Source organism: Rugosimonospora acidiphila (assembly GCF_039543385.1).
In the GTDB taxonomy this organism is placed as follows: domain Bacteria; phylum Actinomycetota; class Actinomycetes; order Mycobacteriales; family Micromonosporaceae; genus Rugosimonospora; species Rugosimonospora acidiphila.
Window position 1 is genome coordinate 291,819 of the sequence record NZ_BAABJQ010000001.1, and the last position, 16,495, is coordinate 308,313.

A 16,495-nucleotide genomic window follows, 5' to 3' on the forward strand; every position below is an offset into this window, starting at 1 on the left:
TCGCACTTATCCACAGTCCACATCGACGGGCTTCCCTCCTCACCGTACGGTGCCGTACGGTGACCATCCGGGAGGGGGAGGCTCATGGCGCGCGAGATCGACGAGCAATTCATCGAGGAAGCCATCGAGCGCTATCAGCGTCTCGATGCCCGGCTCGCCGAGTTCGACAAGGCGCTGCACACCGTGGAGGTCACGGTCAGCTCGCCGGACGGCATGGTCGAGGTGGTGGTGGCCGCCGACGGCGCCATCCGCGATGTGACCGTCATCGGCGACCTCACCGGCCGCACCAACGCCGAGCTGTCCCGCTCGATCCGGCAGGCGGTGGCCGCCGCGTCCGACGCCGCCGCCTGGGCCCGCACCACGCTGCACGCCGAGACGTTCACCGATTACCGCCCGCTGGGGAGGGTCGATGGAGATCGATGAGCTTGCGGGCCGGGTCGGCTCGCTGAGCGAGGAGGTGTCCGCCGCCGCGACCCGGCTTGGGCGGGTCGACCCGGGGCCGACGACGTTCGGCGGCGACGGCCCGGGCGGCCTCGGCGAACTCGGCCGGACCATGCACGCCCGGTGGGGTGCCGCGCTCGCGGCGCGGGAGCGGGAGGCGGCGGCCGCCGGTGCCAGGCTGACCGACCTGGCCGGGGCGCTGCGGTCCGCGGCCGGGGGCTATCGGGCCGTAGAGGACGAGGCGCATCGCCGCCACCAGGGCGTCGGAGGCACCTGATGGACCTCCTCGACCGCACCTACCCGTCCGCCCGCGACCTGCTCGATCGGGTCGACGCGACACTGCTCGCCGGTGGGGTGCCGCCGGGGCATCCGATCCTCGCGCTGCTGCGCAGGCTCGGCGCGCTGCCCGGCGACGTCGCCGCGCACCTGGCCGAGGTGGCCCCCGGCCCGCTGATTGCCGCTGGCGATCCACTGGGACGGCAGGCCGACGGGTATGAGGCGGCGCAGGCGTCGGTGCCGATGCCGGCCGCATGGCGCGGCCCTGCGGCGGAGGGCTACGCGGCGCAATGGTCGACCCTGTCGGGATATCTCGCCGGGGACCCGGCGAGCATGGCGGGACGGCTGCGCGCGACCGCGTCCTACCTCGACGACCTGGTCGCCTGGCTGGTCCGTGGCCGCAGGGCGTTGGCCGGGACGCTGGCCGAGTGCCTGGGCTCGGCCGAGGCGGCCACCCTGCGTGCCTCGGCCCGCAGCGCGGTCGGTGGCGTCGTCGGCGGTGCGCTCTCGGGTGGTGCGCTCGCGGGCGGTGCGGTCTCCGGTGGTCCCGCCGGGGGCGGGTTCGCACCCGCCGGCACGTCCCGGGACGCGGTCACGGCAGCCGCCGACCTCGGCGCGCACGTCCTGGGCACCGCCGCCGAGATCCTGCACGACGGCCAACGGGTCGTGGACGCCTGGGTGGGCCGGCTCGATGCCCTGCCCTACCCCTCGTCCCCGACCGTCGCGATCGGCACCGGGGGTCACCTGGAACTGGGCTGAATCTCCGCCCGGTTGTTCACGAAAGCGGCCGGTCTCCGGCGCCCCGAACGGGGATAAGGTGGCTCAATGGGAATGCTGTGTGCGGTCAGCTTCAACCGGTACGGCCGGCTGTATTACCTCAACCCCGGTGAGCTGTCGATCGGCGTGGGCGACAAGGTGCTGGTCCCCACCGACGACGGAGCCGAGGTCGCCGAGTGCGTCTGGGCGCCACAGTGGGTCTCCGAGGACACCGACGGCTTCCCCAGACTGGTCGGTCTCGCCGGCGAGGACGACCTGCGCCGCGACGAGTTGATGCGCAAGCGCAAGGCGGAGGCCAAGACGGCGGCCAAGAAGCTGATCCGCGAGCACGAGCTGCCGATGAAGGTAGTGGCCGTCGACCACGTGCTGGAGAGCGCGACGGGCTCCGGCGGCCGGACCACTATCTACTTCACCGCACCGCACCGGGTCGACTTCCGGTCCCTGGTCCGCGACCTGGGTGCCACCCTGCACTGCCGGGTGGAGCTGCGCCAGCTCTCCGCCCGCGACTCGGCGCGGGTGCAGGGCGGGATCGGGTCGTGTGGGCGCGACCTGTGCTGCGCCACCTTCCTCACCGACTTCGAGCCGGTCACCATCCGGATGGCCAAGGATCAGGATCTGCCGCTGAACCCGTTGCGCATCTCGGGGGCCTGCGGCCGGCTCATGTGTTGCCTCAAATACGAACACCCGCTGTACCAGAGCTTCCAGGCCTCGGCGCCGTCGGTGGGTGCCCGGGTGTCCACACCGGACGGTGACGGACGCGTCGTGGGACACAGTGTGCCGCGCGACTCCGTGGTGGTCCGGCTGGACACGGACGGCTCGCGCTGCATGTGCAGCCGGGCCTCGGTGTGCGGGCCCCGCCAGGCCTACGAGAGCCGGTGAGTCGCGGCTACTCGATGCGCAACGGCGGCTCGATGAGCCGTACCTCGATCGGCTTCTCCGGCACGATCCAGGGGCTGGTCTCGGCCGCCTCGGGGTCGACCCGCCAGCGGCGGCTGACCCGGTCGACCGCCACCGGGTAGATCGTCAACGAGCCGTCCCGGTCGAACCGCAGTCGCAGGAAGCTCTTTGAATCCACAATGGACTGTCCGGCGAACAGCTCGTTGAGGTTCACCCGGGCCATGCTGGCCACCAGCAGGTACAGGCAGAAGACCTCGGTGCCGACCAGCCCGGACACCGGCAGGTAGATGACCAGCGCGGCGACCACGGGCAGCGGCCAGACCCAGTGCCCGAAGGGCAGGGCCAGCCAGGCCCAGGCTCCGAGAACCCCGAGCCCGGCGTGGACAAGCCCGTGCCCGATGCCTAACAGCCAGTGCTTCGGGCGCTTGCCGCCCTTGGGCGGCATCGCGAAGAAGGCGGCCCCGGCCACCATTACCAGGCCCATGAGCACGACCGGGATGGTGAACAGGCGCTGCAACGTACCCGCCGGGTGGCTCATCAGCTCGACGATGGCCATCCCGTACAGGGTGTGCACGGCACCCAGCAGGCCGGCGAAGCTGAGGTTGTTCGCCAGGACCCGGGTGAAGACCCCGCTGGCGTAGCGGCGCGACCCCGCCTTGCTCGGGAACGTGGTGGCCAGCGTGTACGGCTTGATCGTGCTCTGCCGGCGCGACCTGCTGGCCGGCGGCGGTACCTCGATCTGTTCGGGCAGCTTGTGCGTCGGGTACAGGTACGCGCCGCCGCCACCGCAGGTGACCAGTTGACGGTCGGGCCCCTGGTACCGGGCGTAGTGGTGCAGGTCCCCGGAGAGCATCAGCTTCACCTGCGCGCCGGTCGGTCCGACCACGGTGCGGATGAAGTAGTCGATGGCGTCGTAGGCGCCCTGGTCGTCGACCGACTCGACCCAGCCGGGGGTCGGCGAGCACAGGATCACCCTGTCGTCGGGCCCCAGCCGTGCGGCGACGTCCCGGAAGTAGCGCAGCTGCGGATCGTCGAGGTAGGTGCCGAACTGCGTGTCGATGGCCAGCAGCCACCAGCGGTGCGGCAGCGAGATGGCGAAGTACGACCGGGCTTGCGCGTTGACCCATCCGCCGATGCTGTCCGCCTCGTTCTTGGCGAACAACCGCAGGAAGGCGGTGAGCCCGTCGTACCAGTCGTGGTTGCCGGGCAGCGCGTACAGCTGCGGCTGGTCCGCGCCGTAGGCGCAGGGCAGGGCGGCCTTGTACGGCCCCTTGGTGCGGTCCTCATACGCCCCGGTGCTGGCCGTCGGGTATACCTCGTCGCCGCCCATCATGAGGACCTTGCCGCGCGGCAGCTCGTGCCCGTCGACGGTCAGGCTCGGCTGAGCGAGCAGATAGGCGATCGTGTACGTGGGGTCGAAGCCGTCACCGAGGTCGGCCACGTAGTCGAACCACAGCTCGTCGCGGTCGGCTCCCTCGTCGTAGATCCTGGCCGGCAGCGTGTTCTGCAGTTCGCGCTTGTCGAGGTACGCGCCGAAGAGTTGGGAGAGGATGACCCGCAGCGCGGTGCCCGAGAGCTGTACCGGTTGCAACCAACCGACCGGGGGTCGCGGCCGGAAGCCGAGTTCCTTCGGATCGAGCGTGCGCGGCCGGGATTCGGTGACGGGCTGCTCGTCGAGGGTCATGCGTTCGCAGGGTAACCAATGGTCGCCAGACCGGGTAGCGCCGCGAGTACCCGTGCGGGTGGCCCGATCGCCGCAACGACCAGCGGAATCGCGGGTCGGAGGAGGGTTCGCGGGCAAGATCGTAACGGTTTGGGAACGCCCTCGCGCCGACGGAATGATCTCGTCGATACCGGGTGGGCCCGGGGCGGGGAGGTCAAGTAGACTCTACGGGTCTACGCCGCCTTAGCTCAGTCGGTAGAGCACATTACTCGTAATAATGAGGTCGTCGGTTCGATTCCGACAGGCGGCTCCAAGCACCTTGGCCAGGGAAAATCGCCGAGGACAGCCGGACGACGGCGCGCTCGCGCGCCGGTCGTGGGCGCGGGTCGACGGGGTGCCCCAGGCGCCCTCCAGCACCTCGACCGTGAGGTGCGACGCGTCGGGGTAACCGGTCACGGCATATCGCGCGCTCTCGCTCGTGCAGAGTGTGCTACCGACCTTTCGATCCTCCCGCCAGGCCTCGACGCGGATCAGTCGGGGTCGGTCAGCGTCGCCGGTCGCTTGGCCGATCTGGTCGAGGATCGGCCCGATCCGCTCGACCTCGAGTCCCGAGCGAGGGTTCACGAACTGCCGCATCGTCCTGGCCGCCTTCCTGCGAGGTACGCGGTCGGAACGTACCTACTACGAGGCCCGGTGCTGCCCCGATACCGAAGTTCCCGCTGCGATCGGTGCCTATGTATAGATAGATATCATGATGCGCCCGACTCGCCCGGTACCGTCGACGGGTTCCCCGAGCCTTGCCGGTGGCCATATGCTCGCAGCGCGCGGACGCGTGCAAGTTGCCATATGGGAAACCGGGGGAGGCTGCGATGGCACGCATCGGATCCGGCCTCGTAGCCGGATCCGGCCGGGACCGCTTCGTTGACGCCTGGACGCGAGCCGTCGCCGGGACCAGCTATGTCCCGATCGGCCCGGCCGAGCTGAACCATTTGCTGTGCGGGCTCACCGACCAGCTGTTCGCCGCCCTGTCCGGCCGCCCGTTCTCTCCCGATCCCGCGCGGCAGGTCGGCGCGGCGCTGGTCAGCGCCCACTTCCTGAACCCCGAGGCGCTCAGCCGGACCGTCGCGCTGCTCGGCACCCACCTGGCCGACTGCGCGGGCGCCGCCGGCGCGACCCCCACCGTGCTGGCCAGCGCGGATGAGACCCGCCCCCCGCCTGGCGTTGATGACCAGGGCGCGGATGGCGAGGGCGCGGCCGGTGCCGCTGACCGGATCGCCGGCCTGCAGGGCGCGCTGGCCAGCGGGTACAGCTGGGCGCTGCGCAGGCGCACCCTCGACGACCAGGAACGGGCCTGGGAGGCGTTGACCTCCGCCCAGGCGCAGGCCGAGGCCCGATTCCGGGCGGTGTTCGCCAGCACCGCGATCGGGATCGGCATCGCCGACGTGAGCGGCCGGATCCTGGAGGCGAACCAGGCGCTGGCCGACCTGCTCGGGTATTCGATCGACGAACTGCGCCGACTGACCGTCCGGGACCTGTCGCACCCCGACGACGAGCCGGCCAGCTGGAACGGTCATCAGCAGGTGATCGGCGGCGAGGTCGAGTTCCTGCGCCGCAACCGGCGGTACCGGCGCCGCGACGGCGGCACGGTCTACACCGAGATGACCCTGTCGCTGCTGCGCGACCGCGACGGGCAGCCGCGGTACGCGGTAGCGATGATCCAGGACGTCACCGACCGGCAGCGGCTGCATGCCCGGCTGCGCCACGAGGCCCGGCACGACCCGCTCACCGGGCTGCCCAACCGCAGGCTGTTCCTGGAGCGGTTGAACGAGCTGTTCGACGGCGCGGACCCCGAGCGCAGGATCGGGCTGTGTTACCTGGACCTCGACGAGTTCAAGGTGGTGAACGACACGCTGGGCCACGACCTCGGCGACCGGCTGCTCGCGGCGATCGCCGGGCGGCTGGAGGCCGAGGTGTCCCGCCTCGGGCACCTCGTCGCCCGCATCGGTGGCGACGAGTTCGTGGTGCTCATCCCGGACTCCACCGGCACCGAACAGGTGGTCGCGGTGGCCCGCGGCGTACTCCGGGCACTGGAGGAGCCGATCCGCGTCGGCGACCAGGAGCTCAACGTCGGCGCGAGCGTGGGCGTGGTGGAGCGGGCGGTGGGCGCCAGCGACGTCGAGGACATGATGAAGGCCGCCGACACCACCCTGTTCTGGGCGAAGTCGGCGGGCGGGCGGCGCTGGGCACTGTTCGACGCGGACCGGCACGCGCGGGAGGTCACCCGGTACACGCTGTCCACGACCATGCCGGCGGCGCTGACCCGGGGCGAGTTCGTCGTCGAGTACCAGCCCCTGTTCCGGCTGTCCGACCAGGCACTGGTGGGCGTGGAGGCGCTGGTCCGCTGGAACCATCCGGCCTTCGGCCGGCTGCTGCCCGACCAGTTCATCGAGGTCGCCGAGGCGAGCGGGCTGATCGTGCCGCTCGGGCGCTGGGTGCTGGCCGAGGCGTGCCGGCAGGCCCGGCGGTGGCAGACCGACCGTGGGCGGGACCTCGTGGTCAGCGTCAACCTGGCGGTACGGCAGATGCACCAACCGGATCTCGCCGGCACGGTTCGGGAGGTGCTCGCGGAGACCGGGCTCGAGTCCCGCCTGCTCCAGCTCGAGCTGACCGAGAGCGCGGTGATGGAGACCGCCGGCGAGCCCATGCGGGTGCTCGGCGCACTGGCCGCGATGGGCATCCGGATCGCCATCGACGACTTCGGCACCGGGTACTCGAACTTCGCCTACCTGTGCGACCTGCCGGTGCACACGCTCAAGCTGGCGGCGCGGTTCGTCGAGGGGCTGGGCGAGCGACCGGCCGATCCGGCCCGGGACCGGATAGTGGCGGCCCTGGTCGGGCTGGCGCACGGGCTCGGGCTGTCCGCGACCGCCGAGGGCGTGGAGACCGTGGAGCAGGCCGCCCGGCTGCGCGAGCTGGGCTGCGACTGCGGGCAGGGCTGGCTGTTCGGCCGGCCGGTACCCCCGGACGAGATCGACCGGATGCTTCGGGTCGGTGTTCCGGTCGCGGACGCGGCCCAGCACCCGGCCGCCGGCCTCCGGGGTGCGCACGAATCGACCGTCGCCGCGCCCTGAACGGCCCCGCTCGGGCGAATTGGGCGAAAACGGCATCTACACCCCAAATGCGTCTAAAGTCGACTCGTAGCCATCGGGCGATCCAGGGGGTGGGGCGCCATGTCCAAGAAACAAAAGTCTGAAGAGCCCGAACGTCCGCACAGCGGGGGCGGCGGCGCGGGGTACGGGTTCCTGGCGGTGTTCGTCGCCATAGCCGCGATGCTCCTGTTCTTCGGCATCGCGGTGTACCGGTACCGCACGGGTACCGAGGTGGGCGCCGCGCTCGGCGTGATCACCGGCACCGTCGGCACGATTCTCGGCGGGTTCCTCGGCATACAGGCCGGCCTGGCGGGTAAGAGGCAGGCCGAGGAGGGCCGGCGGGAGGCCGAACTCGCACGCCGGGCGGCCGAGGAGCGAGCGACCGCGCTGGCCGCCGCGCTGGAGCCCGACAAGGCGGTGTACGTCCTGAACACCGTGGGCAGGGCAAACGGTTTCGCGAATCTGTCCTAGCGCGCATCGGGCAGCCGTCCCGCCGCCGACAGATCCTCGTTGAGGACGAGTTCTCGGGGGATTGGTGGGGACCACCGTTGGCGGACGATGACGTTCAGATCGGGCGTCAGTTCGGCATCTTCCTGCGTCGGGCCGACCGCTACTACGCGAGCCTTCGCTCGCCGAACGGCCTTGACCTGGAGCGGGCCGAATACATTCTGCTGAGCCGGATCGCCAGTGGCGGTCCGGCCCGGCTGTCCGCGCTGGCCGACCACGTCTGTCTCGACCTGTCGACGGTCAGCCGTCAGGTCGACGCGCTGGAGGCGGCCGGCCTGGTCACACGCACCCCGGATCCGACGGACAGGCGGGCCGTGCTGGTCGGGGCGACCCGGACCGGCGTGGAGGTCTTCGACCGCAACCGGGACCGGTGGCAGTCGGCGATGCGGGACCTGCTCGCGGGCTGGACTGCCGCGGAGCGGGCGGAGTTCGCCCGGCTCTTCACGCGAATCAACGACACCATGGCGGAACTGGGACAGGAGAAGAGATGAGTACGGCCGTCGGGCAGACCAGCAGGCCCGCGCTGAGTCATCGGCAGATACTCCTGCTGATGGGCGGGTTGATGACCGGCATGTTGCTGGCCGCTCTGGATCAGACCATCGTCGGTACGGCACTGCCGACCATCGTCGGCAAGCTCGGAGGCATCAACCATTACTCCTGGGTGGTGACCGCCTATCTGCTCGCCTCCACCGCCTCCACCCCGCTCTACGGCAAGGTCTCCGACCTGTACGGCCGGCGCCCGCTGCTGATGTTCGCGATCGGTACCTTCATGGTCGGCTCGCTGCTGGCCGGCATCTCCCAGAACCTGGATGAGCTGATCCTGTTCCGGGGCATCCAGGGACTGGGCGCCGGTGGCTTGATGACCCTCGCGTTCACCATCATCTCGGACGTGCTGCCGCCCCGCGAACGGCCCCGCTACCAGGGCATCTTCGGCGCCGTCTTCGGCCTGTCGAGCGTGGCCGGCCCGCTGGTCGGTGGCTACTTCGCGCAGCACGACTGGCGTTGGATCTTCTACATCAACGTGCCGCTGGCGATCGTCGCGATCTTCTTCTGCTACTCGGTGCTACGGCTGGTGCCGCACACCAAGCGCGAGCACCGGGTGGACTGGGCCGGCTCGGCGCTGCTGGTGACCACCGTCATCTCCCTGCTGCTCGCGCTGTCCTTCGGCGGCACCAAGGGCTGGGCCTGGACCTCGGCGAAGGTGATCGGCCTGCTGGCCGCGTTCGTCGTGCTCGCGGTCGGGTTCCTGCTGGTCGAGAGGCGGGCCGCCGAGCCGATCCTGCCGCTGAGGCTGTTCCGCAACCGCAGCTTCTCGATCTCCAACGCGGCCACGTTCATCCTCGGCTTCAGCATGTTCGGCGCGATCATCTACGTGCCGCTGTACCTGCAGATCGTGAAGGGCGCCACGCCCACGAAGTCGGGTCTGCTGATGCTGCCGATGATGGCCGGCTTGATCATCACTTCGATCATCTCGGGCCGCGTGATCAGCAAGCTGGGCCGGTACAAGTGGAGCACGGTCATCGGCACGGCGGTGCTGTCGGCCGGCCTGCTGCTGTTCACCCGGCTGAGCACCGACACCACGCTCTGGGAGGCGTTCAGCTACATGCTGATCATCGGCGTCGGGCTCGGCCTGTCGATGCAGCCGCTCATCCTCGCCGTACAGAACGGCCTGGCCCTGCGCGACATGGGCTCCGGCACCGCGACCGCCACCTTCTTCCGTTCGCTGGGCGGCTCGGTGGGCGTCGCGGCGCTGGGCGCGGTGCTGAGCAACAAGCTGGCCAGCAGCTTGGCCCCGCTGGTCGCGGCCGCCCTGAAGCGGCTGCCGCCGGGCGTCGCCCACCGCTTCGCCGGGAAGGCGAACAGCATCTCGATCAACGACCCGGCGTCGATCCGCGCGCTGCCCGGCCCGCTGCGCTCGGCGGTCCAGCACGGTTTCGTCGCCACGCTGCACCCGATTTTCCTGGTAGCGGGCCTGGTGTCGCTGATCGCGGTGGTGCTGTGCCTGCTGCTGCCGAACCGGGAGCTGCGCGGCGCCGCCCCGTCGGACGGGCGGAACGGGGAGATGCGCGACGCGTCGGCGGAGGCGCTGATCGGCTGAGCGCCGACGCCTCGGCGGAGGCGCCGATTGGCTGAGCGCCGACGCCTCGGCGGAGGCGCAGATTGGCTGAGCGCCCGTTTTGGCCACTGGCCGGCTGTGACCAACGCCACTAACGTGTGATCATGCGTAGCACGATGATGGATCTGCCTTTGCGGATTTCCCGGCTCCTCGAATACGGCCGTAGCGTGCACGGCACATCCGAGGTGGTGACCTGGACCGCCGACGGCGCCCGGCGCGAGACGTACGCCGAGATCGGTGCCCGGGCCGCCCAACTCGCCCACGCCCTGCACGACGATCTCGGGGTGGTCGGCGACCAACGGGTCGGCACCTTCATGTGGAACAACGCCGAGCACCTCGTCGCATACTTCGCGGTTCCGAGCATGGGCGCGGTGCTGCACACCCTCAATCTCCGGCTGTTTCCCGAGCAGCTGAGCTACATCGCCACCCACGCCGAGGACCGGGTGGTGATCGTCGACTCGACGCTGATCGCGTTGCTGGCCCGGAGCCTGCCGCAGATGCCGACGGTGGAGCACGTCGTGGTGGTCGGGGGCGGGGACGCCGGCCCGCTGGAGGCGGTGCCCGGGGTCCGGATCCACCGGTGGGAGGAGCTGCTGGACGGCAAGCCCACCGAGTACGACTGGCCGGAGGTGGACGAGCGGGACGCCGCCGCTCTCTGCTACACGTCCGGCACCACCGGCAACCCGAAGGGCGTGGCGTACTCGCACCGGTCCATCTGGCTGCACTCGATGCAGGTCTGCTCGCCCGCCGCGTTCGGCCTGACCCCGCACTCCCGCGAACTGACCATCGTGCCGATGTTCCACGCGATGGCGTGGGGCACGCCGTACGCGGCGTTCATGGCGGGCGCCTCGCTGATCATGCCGGACAGGTTCCTGCAGCCCGAGCCGCTGGCCGAGATGATCCGGACGGAGCGGCCGGACAAGGGCGGCGCCGTCCCGACCATCTGGACCGACCTGCTCGCCTACCTGGACGGGCACCCCGAGGCCGACATCTCGTCGCTCAAGGAGGTGGTGGTCGGCGGCTCGGCCTGCCCGCCGGCGCTGATGCGCGCGTTCTCGGAGCGGTACGGCGTGGAGATCCTGCACGCGTGGGGCATGACCGAGATGTCCCCGCTGGGCTCGGTCTCCCGGACCCCGCCGGGGGTCAGCGGCCAGGCGGCCTGGGACTACCGGTACACCCAGGGGCAGTTCCCGGCGGCGGTGGAGGCGCGGATCGTCGGGCCGCTCGGCGACATCCAGCCCAACGACGGCCAGGCGGTCGGCGAGCTGGAGGTGCGCGGCCCCTGGGTCACCGCCCGGTACTTCGGTGAGGACGTTCCCGACCAGGAGAAGTTCCGGGACGGCTGGCTGCGCACCGGCGACGTGGGGACGCAGTCGGCCGACGGGTACCTGACCCTCACCGACCGGGCCAAGGACGTGATCAAGTCGGGTGGCGAGTGGATCTCCAGCATGGACCTGGAGAACCACCTGATGGCACACCCGGCCGTGCTGGAGGCGTGCGTCGTGGGGGTGCCGGATCCCCGCTGGGACGAGCGGCCACTGGCCACGGTCGTGCTCCGCGAATCGGCCACCGTGACGGTCGAGGAACTGCGCGACTTCCTGGCCGGTCGGGTGGCCCACTGGCAGGTCCCGGAGCGGTGGGCGTTCATCGACGCGGTACCCAGGACCAGCGTGGGCAAGTTCGACAAGAAGGTGGTGCGGGCCCGTTACGCGGACGGCGCCCTGGACGTGCGGACGATCGGATAGGCGCGGGGCCGACCGGCCGGTGAGTCGGGGGCCGGAGGGTCGGGCGGCCGGAGCGTCGGGCGGGCGGCGGGTCAGGCGGAGCGGCGGGTCTTGCCCGCCGCCTTCTTGGCGGTCGTCTTCTTGGCCGGCGTGCCGGCCTTCGCGGCGGCCTTCTTCGCGGCCTGCTTGTCCTCGCCGGCCGATTCGGTGGCCTTGCCGCCGGCCGCCTTCTTCGCCGGGGCGGCCTTGGCCGCCTTCTTGGCGGGTGGGGTCTTGGCAGCGGCCGTCCTGGCCGACTTGGCCGAGGTGATCGGGGTCGGCTCGGCCGGCGGCCCGGCGTGCTCGCCGCGGGCCGCCCTGGCCCGGTCGACCGAGGCGCGCAGCGCGGCCATCAGGTCGACCGCCGGGGCCGGGACCCCCTCCTCCTCGGCCGGCGCCACCACCTCGCGGCCCTCGATCTTCGCGTCGATGACCTCCTGCAGCGCCTCGCGGTAGTTGTCCGTGTAGGCGTCGGGCTCGAAGTCGGCGGCCATCGAGTCGATCAGGGACTCGGCCATCGCCAACTCCTGCGGCCGGGCCGAGAAATCCTCGTCGAGGAAGTCGAACGCGGCGCTGCGCACCTCGTCCGGCCACAGCATGGTGTTGAGCACCAGCACGCCGTCGCGGACCCGGAGCGTGGCCAGCTGCTCGCGCTGGCGCAGGGCGACCTTGACGATGGCCACCCGGTCCACGCCGGTCAGCGCGTCGCGCAGCAGCACGTACGGCTTGGCGGCGGTGCTCTCCGGCTCCAGGTAATAGGCCTTGGCGTAGAGGATGGGGTCGACCTGCTCGGCGGGCACGAACTCCAGTACCTCGATGGCGTGCGAGGTGGTCAGCGGCAGGTCAGCGAAGTCGTCGTCGCCGAGCACGACCATCTCGCCGCCGCCGATGTCATACCCCTTGGCGATGTCGTCGTACGAGACTTCCTCGCCGTCCACGGAACAGACCCGCTTATACCGGATGCGCCCGCCGTCCGTGCGGTGCACCTGGTGAAAGCGGATGTCCTTCTCTTCGGTCGCGGAGTAGAGGCGGACCGCGATCGACACGAGGCCGAACGAGACCGCGCCCTTCCAGATGGCCCGCATAGTGCTCAGGATACGACCGGAGACCAGGGAAAACGACCGCTCCGGCGCCGATCGGCATGGGTTTCGCACCGGACGGAACGTGATGTGAGGGGCGCTCTCAGCGAGAGCGCCCCAGAAAGCAAGCAACGACCCCCTGCACAGGGGTCGTTGGTGTTCGGCGTACTTCAGCAGGCCAGGTCGAATTCTCCGTCCTTGGCGCCGGCTACGAACGCGCCCCATTCGGCTGGGGTGAATACCAGCACCGGACCGCTGCGGTCTTTGGTGTCGCGGACCGCAACGGCGTCGTCGAGGATCGCCACCTCGACGCAGTTGCCGTTGCCGCTGCTGCGTGTGCTTTTGTGCCACGCCGCGCGCGTCAGGTCCTTGGCGGCCATACCGCACCCCCTTTTGCGTTTAGAAGAGCTATCGGAGGAGTTACTGAATGTGACGAGAAGCAGCGCGGAGTAGGGCAATCGAGTCGTCGGGATCGAGTGCCATACTGCACAGCCTCTGATGCACGATGCTATACCCTCCGACGTGTTCGGGTTCTTCCAGTGCCTGTCCATACGTGAGATTGTCGAGGTAAACGATTGATTCGTCCGGAGCATCTGCGAAGCTCAGGATTACGTAGGGTGTTGTCATCGCGGGGTGTCCACCGGCCGACATTGGTAGTACCTGAATGGTAACGTTCGGTAATTCTGCAAGATCAGCCAGCTGTCGCAATTGCTCGCTCATCACCGTCGAGCCGCCGACCGGGCGCATCAGTACGGCCTCGTTGAGTACCGCGGACACGGCGACCGGGGAGTCCTGCCGGAGGATCTCCTGGCGCTGAATGCGTGCGGCCACCTTGCGGTCGAGCTCGGAGTCGCCTGCGGTGAGCAGGAACATCGCCCGCGCGTACGCCTCGGTCTGCAGCAGGCCGGGCACTGATTCAGCCTCATACGTGCGCATCGCGGACGCCTCAGCCTCAAGCCCGACATAGAACTCGAACCATTCCGGTAGGACATCGCTGTAGTTGTGCCACCAGCCGCGCTGCTGGGCGCCGCGCGCTATTTCAATCAGCGCCTCGGCGTCGGCATTCGACACCTGGTAGAGGGCGAGGGCGGCGCGCACGTCGCGCGGCTTGATTCCGATCTGCGCGTTCTCGATCCTGGACAGGTTGCTTTTGGACATGTCAAGCTGCCGGGCAGCCTGATCCAGGGTCAATCCATTTCGTTCGCGCAACTGCCGCAGCTCACGGGCAATACGGCGGCGGCGAACGGTAGGGCTGCTGGTCACGGCGCCGAGTCTCGCACTTGCGGCAAAGTAACGCTAGCGACCAGTGACGCAACGTTATTATCTGGGAGTTGCATCGCAATAGACGTCGGTGCATGCTGTGTACAGCGCTCGTCGCCGAGCTTCCCCGTGGCCGGCTGTTCCGGATGACGACGGCCGCGGGAGACCGGCGCCGGGCGCCGCGTCGCGGATCGAGCCCCTTGGGCCGGACCGACGAGCGGCGCAGTGGGGCGGTGGCCAGGGGGAGGAGGCAACGTGACCATGAGCGGTCCGGCCGATTCGGTCGCGACGACCACGGGTGCGGGGCTTCTAGCCATGGCTGCCGACCTCCTGCCGGCGATCGTCGGAGACGGTCCGATGCTCAGCAGTGACGTGCACGCCACCCTGTACTCGGCCGCCCGCGTGCTGCCCGGCGGGGACGATCGGGGTCGCGCCCACCTGGTGGCCGACCAGGCCGAGGAGATGTTCGCGGCGTACCTGGTGGCCGCGGGCGAGACCGGGCCGGCGACCTCGCCCCGGCGCACGGTGCGCGGCTGGGTGACCGGCAGCCCGATGTGGGCCGTGGCGCGCGGGCTGCGCGACGCCGCCGGCTACTTCTGGCGGCCAGGAGCCCACCAGCCGCTGTGATACCCGGATAGGGTCGAGGGGTGCCCGGCGCGCCCATGCTCGCCACCGCCGGTCCGCTGCCCAGCGGGCCGGGATGGGCCTATGAGTTCAAGTGGGACGGCGTCCGGGCGCTTGCCACCATCGAGCGCGGCACGCTGAGCCTGCGCGCCCGCAGCGGCGCGGACGTCACCGTCGCCTACCCCGAACTGGGGCCGCTGGCCGCCGTACTCGACCAGGCGGTACTCGACGGGGAGATCGTCACGCTGGACGGGGAGGGGCGGCCCTCGTTCACCGCGCTGGCCGAGCGCATGCACGTACGGGAGGCGGGCCGGGCCGGCCGGCTCGCGGCCACCCGCCCGGTCACGTACATGATCTTCGACCTGCTGGCGCTCGACGGGCTCGACCTGACCGGCCGCGCGTACGCGGACCGCCGGGCCGCCCTGGAGGACCTGGACCTGTCCGCGCTGCGGTGGCTGGTGCCTCCCCGGTTCGATGACGGCGAGGCCACCCTGGCGGCGGCCGACGAGTACGCGCTGGAGGGCGTGGTGGCCAAGCGGCTGGCGGCGCCGTATCGGCCGGGCACCCGCTCACCGGACTGGGTCAAGTACAAGCGCGAGCACACCGCCGACCTGGTGGTCGGCGGCTGGCGCCGGGGCGCCCGGACCATCGGGGCGCTGCTGGTGGGCACGATGCGGCCGGACGGCCGGCTCGAGTTCCGGGGCCGGGTCGGCGGCGGGATCTCGGCGGCCAAGGAGCGCGAACTGCTCGACGCGCTGCGCCCGCTCGTCGGGCCGGCGTCGCCGTTCGCGGGCGACCTGCCCAGCCAGGACGCCCGGGACGCGGTCTGGGTGCGCCCCCAGGTGGTGGTGGAGGTCCGGTACGGCCAGCTCACCCCCGACCGGCGGCTGCGCTTTCCGCGCCTGGAGCGGCTGCGCACCGACAAGTCCCCGGCGGAGTGCGTCGATGGTTGATCGCGACCGCTTTCCGGTACAGGTCGAAGGCGTCACGCTGGAACTGTCCAACCTGGACAAGGTGCTCTACCCCGCCGCCGGGTTCACCAAGGGCGAAGTGATCGACTATTACACCCGGGTGGCGCCCGTCCTGCTGCCGCACCTGGCGGACCGGCCACTGACCCGGATCCGGTACCCGAACGGGGTCGGCGGCAACGGGTTCTTCGAGAAGAACGCGCCGGCCGGGGTGCCGGACTGGGTACGCGTGGAGACGCTGCCCGCGCCGGGCTCGACCAAGGGGCGCGAGGCGCTGGACTACGTGATCGCCGACGACCTGCCGACCCTGGTCTGGTTGGCCAATCTCGCCGCCCTGGAGCTGCATGTTCCACAGTGGACGGTCGGGTCGAGCGGCCCGGACCGGCTGGTGGTCGACCTGGACCCGGGGCCGCCCGCCGGCCTGACCGAGTGCGCCGAGGTCGCCCTGTTGCTGCGGGAGCGGCTGAGGTCCGACGGCCTGGAGCCGCTGCCGAAGACCTCTGGTCGCAAGGGCATGCAGCTGATGTGCGCGCTGGCCGGTACCCAGCCGGCCGACGAGGTGGCCGGGTACGCCCGGCGGGTGGCCGAGGAGCTGGAGCGCGACAATCCCCGGCTGATCGTCGCCCGGATGGCCAAGAACCTGCGCCCGCGCAAGGTGTTCATCGACTGGAGCCAGAACAACGCGGCGAAGACCACGGTGGCCCCGTACTCGATGCGCGCCGAGCCGACACCGACCGTCTCGACCCCGCTGACCTGGCCGGAGTTGGAGAAGGGCAGGGTGCGCCAGTTCCGGGCGGACGAGGTGCTCAGCCGGGTTAAGCGGTACGGCGACCTGTTCGCCGACCTGCCCGGCGGGGGCGCACCGGAGGTACCCCGGGCGCCCCGCCGGTCCTGACGGCTCGCCGTTGCCTGACGCCGGCCCGGGCCCCCGGCGCCGGCCCGGGCCTCGGCCCAGGTCCCGGCGCCGGCCCGTTG

The 16,495-nt window shown here is 70.7% G+C and carries 16 protein-coding genes and 1 tRNA gene; 13 read left to right on the top strand and 4 right to left on the bottom strand.

What is annotated here, in order from left to right; translation table 11 throughout:
* Nucleotides 1–84 precede the first annotated feature (84 nt).
* The 4 genes from ABEA87_RS01405 to ABEA87_RS01420 all read left to right on the top strand — a co-directional run bounded on the left by ABEA87_RS01405 (nucleotide 85) and on the right by ABEA87_RS01420 (nucleotide 2,373).
* On the top strand, nucleotides 85–423 hold the full coding sequence (locus ABEA87_RS01405) for a YbaB/EbfC family nucleoid-associated protein (RefSeq protein ID WP_345625246.1): 339 nt from the start codon (nucleotides 85–87) through the stop codon (nucleotides 421–423).
* Complete coding sequence (locus tag ABEA87_RS01410; RefSeq protein ID WP_345625248.1) at nucleotides 410–718, top strand: hypothetical protein; 309 nt, start codon at nucleotides 410–412, stop codon at nucleotides 716–718. Before ABEA87_RS01405 ends, ABEA87_RS01410 begins: the two co-directional genes overlap by 14 nt.
* The gene (locus tag ABEA87_RS01415; protein WP_345625249.1) at nucleotides 718–1,476 is read left to right on the top strand and encodes a hypothetical protein; all 759 of its coding nucleotides are present in this window, start codon (nucleotides 718–720) and stop codon (nucleotides 1,474–1,476) included. The genes ABEA87_RS01410 and ABEA87_RS01415 overlap by 1 nt, the downstream gene beginning before the upstream one ends.
* A 66-nt stretch (nucleotides 1,477–1,542) precedes the next feature.
* Nucleotides 1,543–2,373, top strand: coding sequence for a PSP1 domain-containing protein (locus ABEA87_RS01420; protein ID WP_345625251.1), 831 nt, complete (start codon nucleotides 1,543–1,545; stop codon nucleotides 2,371–2,373).
* Nucleotides 2,374–2,380: 7 nt separating this feature from the next.
* Here the strand turns inward: ABEA87_RS01420 and ABEA87_RS01425 are convergent, their stop codons facing one another.
* Nucleotides 2,381–4,075 (bottom strand): metallophosphoesterase family protein, encoded by a 1,695-nt coding sequence (locus tag ABEA87_RS01425; protein WP_345625253.1) that lies wholly within the window; start codon nucleotides 4,073–4,075, stop codon nucleotides 2,381–2,383.
* Between the two features lie 216 nt (nucleotides 4,076–4,291).
* On the opposite strand from ABEA87_RS01425, the gene ABEA87_RS01430 reads away from it, so the two are divergent.
* The 6 genes from ABEA87_RS01430 to ABEA87_RS01455 all read left to right on the top strand — a co-directional run bounded on the left by ABEA87_RS01430 (nucleotide 4,292) and on the right by ABEA87_RS01455 (nucleotide 11,571).
* Nucleotides 4,292–4,367, top strand: a tRNA-Thr gene (locus ABEA87_RS01430).
* A gap of 556 nt (nucleotides 4,368–4,923) precedes the next feature.
* The gene (locus ABEA87_RS01435; protein ID WP_345625255.1) at nucleotides 4,924–7,185 is read left to right on the top strand and encodes a putative bifunctional diguanylate cyclase/phosphodiesterase; all 2,262 of its coding nucleotides are present in this window, start codon (nucleotides 4,924–4,926) and stop codon (nucleotides 7,183–7,185) included.
* Between the two features lie 99 nt (nucleotides 7,186–7,284).
* Nucleotides 7,285–7,674, top strand: coding sequence for a hypothetical protein (locus tag ABEA87_RS01440; protein ID WP_345625256.1), 390 nt, complete (start codon nucleotides 7,285–7,287; stop codon nucleotides 7,672–7,674).
* Between the two features lie 77 nt (nucleotides 7,675–7,751).
* A complete protein-coding gene (locus ABEA87_RS01445; RefSeq protein WP_345625258.1) occupies nucleotides 7,752–8,201 on the top strand; it encodes a MarR family winged helix-turn-helix transcriptional regulator in 450 nt (149 codons plus the stop codon).
* Nucleotides 8,198–9,808 carry an MDR family MFS transporter gene (locus ABEA87_RS01450; protein ID WP_345625260.1) on the top strand — a complete coding sequence of 537 codons (1,611 nt, stop codon included), beginning with the start codon at nucleotides 8,198–8,200 and terminating at the stop codon, nucleotides 9,806–9,808. Before ABEA87_RS01445 ends, ABEA87_RS01450 begins: the two co-directional genes overlap by 4 nt.
* Nucleotides 9,809–9,945: 137 nt before the next feature.
* Nucleotides 9,946–11,571, top strand: a complete 1,626-nt coding sequence (locus ABEA87_RS01455; RefSeq protein WP_345625743.1) for a long-chain fatty acid--CoA ligase — start codon at nucleotides 9,946–9,948, stop codon at nucleotides 11,569–11,571.
* Nucleotides 11,572–11,642: 71 nt separating this feature from the next.
* On the opposite strand, the gene ku is transcribed toward ABEA87_RS01455, so the two are convergent.
* The 3 genes from ku to ABEA87_RS01470 all read right to left on the bottom strand — a co-directional run bounded on the left by ku (nucleotide 11,643) and on the right by ABEA87_RS01470 (nucleotide 13,931).
* Nucleotides 11,643–12,674, bottom strand: coding sequence for a non-homologous end joining protein Ku (gene ku, locus ABEA87_RS01460; RefSeq protein WP_345625262.1), 1,032 nt, complete (start codon nucleotides 12,672–12,674; stop codon nucleotides 11,643–11,645).
* 164 nt (nucleotides 12,675–12,838) lie between these two features.
* Entirely contained in the window at nucleotides 12,839–13,048 is a 210-nt protein-coding gene (locus tag ABEA87_RS01465; protein WP_345625264.1) for a DUF397 domain-containing protein, read from the bottom strand.
* A gap of 40 nt (nucleotides 13,049–13,088) precedes the next feature.
* Nucleotides 13,089–13,931, bottom strand: coding sequence for a helix-turn-helix domain-containing protein (locus ABEA87_RS01470; RefSeq protein ID WP_345625266.1), 843 nt, complete (start codon nucleotides 13,929–13,931; stop codon nucleotides 13,089–13,091).
* Nucleotides 13,932–14,183: 252 nt separating this feature from the next.
* Between ABEA87_RS01470 and ABEA87_RS01475 the strand changes: the two genes are divergently transcribed.
* The 3 genes from ABEA87_RS01475 to ligD (ABEA87_RS01485) are packed head-to-tail and all read left to right on the top strand — an operon-like array spanning nucleotide 14,184 to nucleotide 16,415.
* A complete protein-coding gene (locus tag ABEA87_RS01475; protein ID WP_345625268.1) occupies nucleotides 14,184–14,555 on the top strand; it encodes a hypothetical protein in 372 nt (123 codons plus the stop codon).
* A gap of 35 nt (nucleotides 14,556–14,590) precedes the next feature.
* A complete protein-coding gene (gene ligD, locus ABEA87_RS01480) occupies nucleotides 14,591–15,505 on the top strand; it encodes a non-homologous end-joining DNA ligase (RefSeq protein WP_345625745.1) in 915 nt (304 codons plus the stop codon).
* Complete coding sequence (ligD, locus tag ABEA87_RS01485) at nucleotides 15,498–16,415, top strand: non-homologous end-joining DNA ligase (RefSeq protein WP_345625270.1); 918 nt, start codon at nucleotides 15,498–15,500, stop codon at nucleotides 16,413–16,415. Before ligD (ABEA87_RS01480) ends, ligD (ABEA87_RS01485) begins: the two co-directional genes overlap by 8 nt.
* The last annotated feature ends 80 nt before the right edge of the window (nucleotides 16,416–16,495 follow it).

Coding starts and splice junctions, on each gene's coding strand:
- ABEA87_RS01405 (WP_345625246.1), top strand. CDS start 85: ATGGCGCGCGAGATCGACGAGCAATTCATCGAGGAAGCCATCGAGCGC.
- ABEA87_RS01410 (WP_345625248.1), top strand. CDS start 410: ATGGAGATCGATGAGCTTGCGGGCCGGGTCGGCTCGCTGAGCGAGGAG.
- ABEA87_RS01415 (WP_345625249.1), top strand. CDS start 718: ATGGACCTCCTCGACCGCACCTACCCGTCCGCCCGCGACCTGCTCGAT.
- ABEA87_RS01420 (WP_345625251.1), top strand. CDS start 1,543: ATGGGAATGCTGTGTGCGGTCAGCTTCAACCGGTACGGCCGGCTGTAT.
- ABEA87_RS01425 (WP_345625253.1), bottom strand. CDS start 4,075: ATGACCCTCGACGAGCAGCCCGTCACCGAATCCCGGCCGCGCACGCTC.
- ABEA87_RS01435 (WP_345625255.1), top strand. CDS start 4,924: ATGGCACGCATCGGATCCGGCCTCGTAGCCGGATCCGGCCGGGACCGC.
- ABEA87_RS01440 (WP_345625256.1), top strand. CDS start 7,285: ATGTCCAAGAAACAAAAGTCTGAAGAGCCCGAACGTCCGCACAGCGGG.
- ABEA87_RS01450 (WP_345625260.1), top strand. CDS start 8,198: ATGAGTACGGCCGTCGGGCAGACCAGCAGGCCCGCGCTGAGTCATCGG.
- ABEA87_RS01455 (WP_345625743.1), top strand. CDS start 9,946: ATGGATCTGCCTTTGCGGATTTCCCGGCTCCTCGAATACGGCCGTAGC.
- ku (WP_345625262.1), bottom strand. CDS start 12,674: ATGCGGGCCATCTGGAAGGGCGCGGTCTCGTTCGGCCTCGTGTCGATC.
- ABEA87_RS01465 (WP_345625264.1), bottom strand. CDS start 13,048: ATGGCCGCCAAGGACCTGACGCGCGCGGCGTGGCACAAAAGCACACGC.
- ligD (WP_345625745.1), top strand. CDS start 14,591: ATGCTCGCCACCGCCGGTCCGCTGCCCAGCGGGCCGGGATGGGCCTAT.
- ligD (WP_345625270.1), top strand. CDS start 15,498: ATGGTTGATCGCGACCGCTTTCCGGTACAGGTCGAAGGCGTCACGCTG.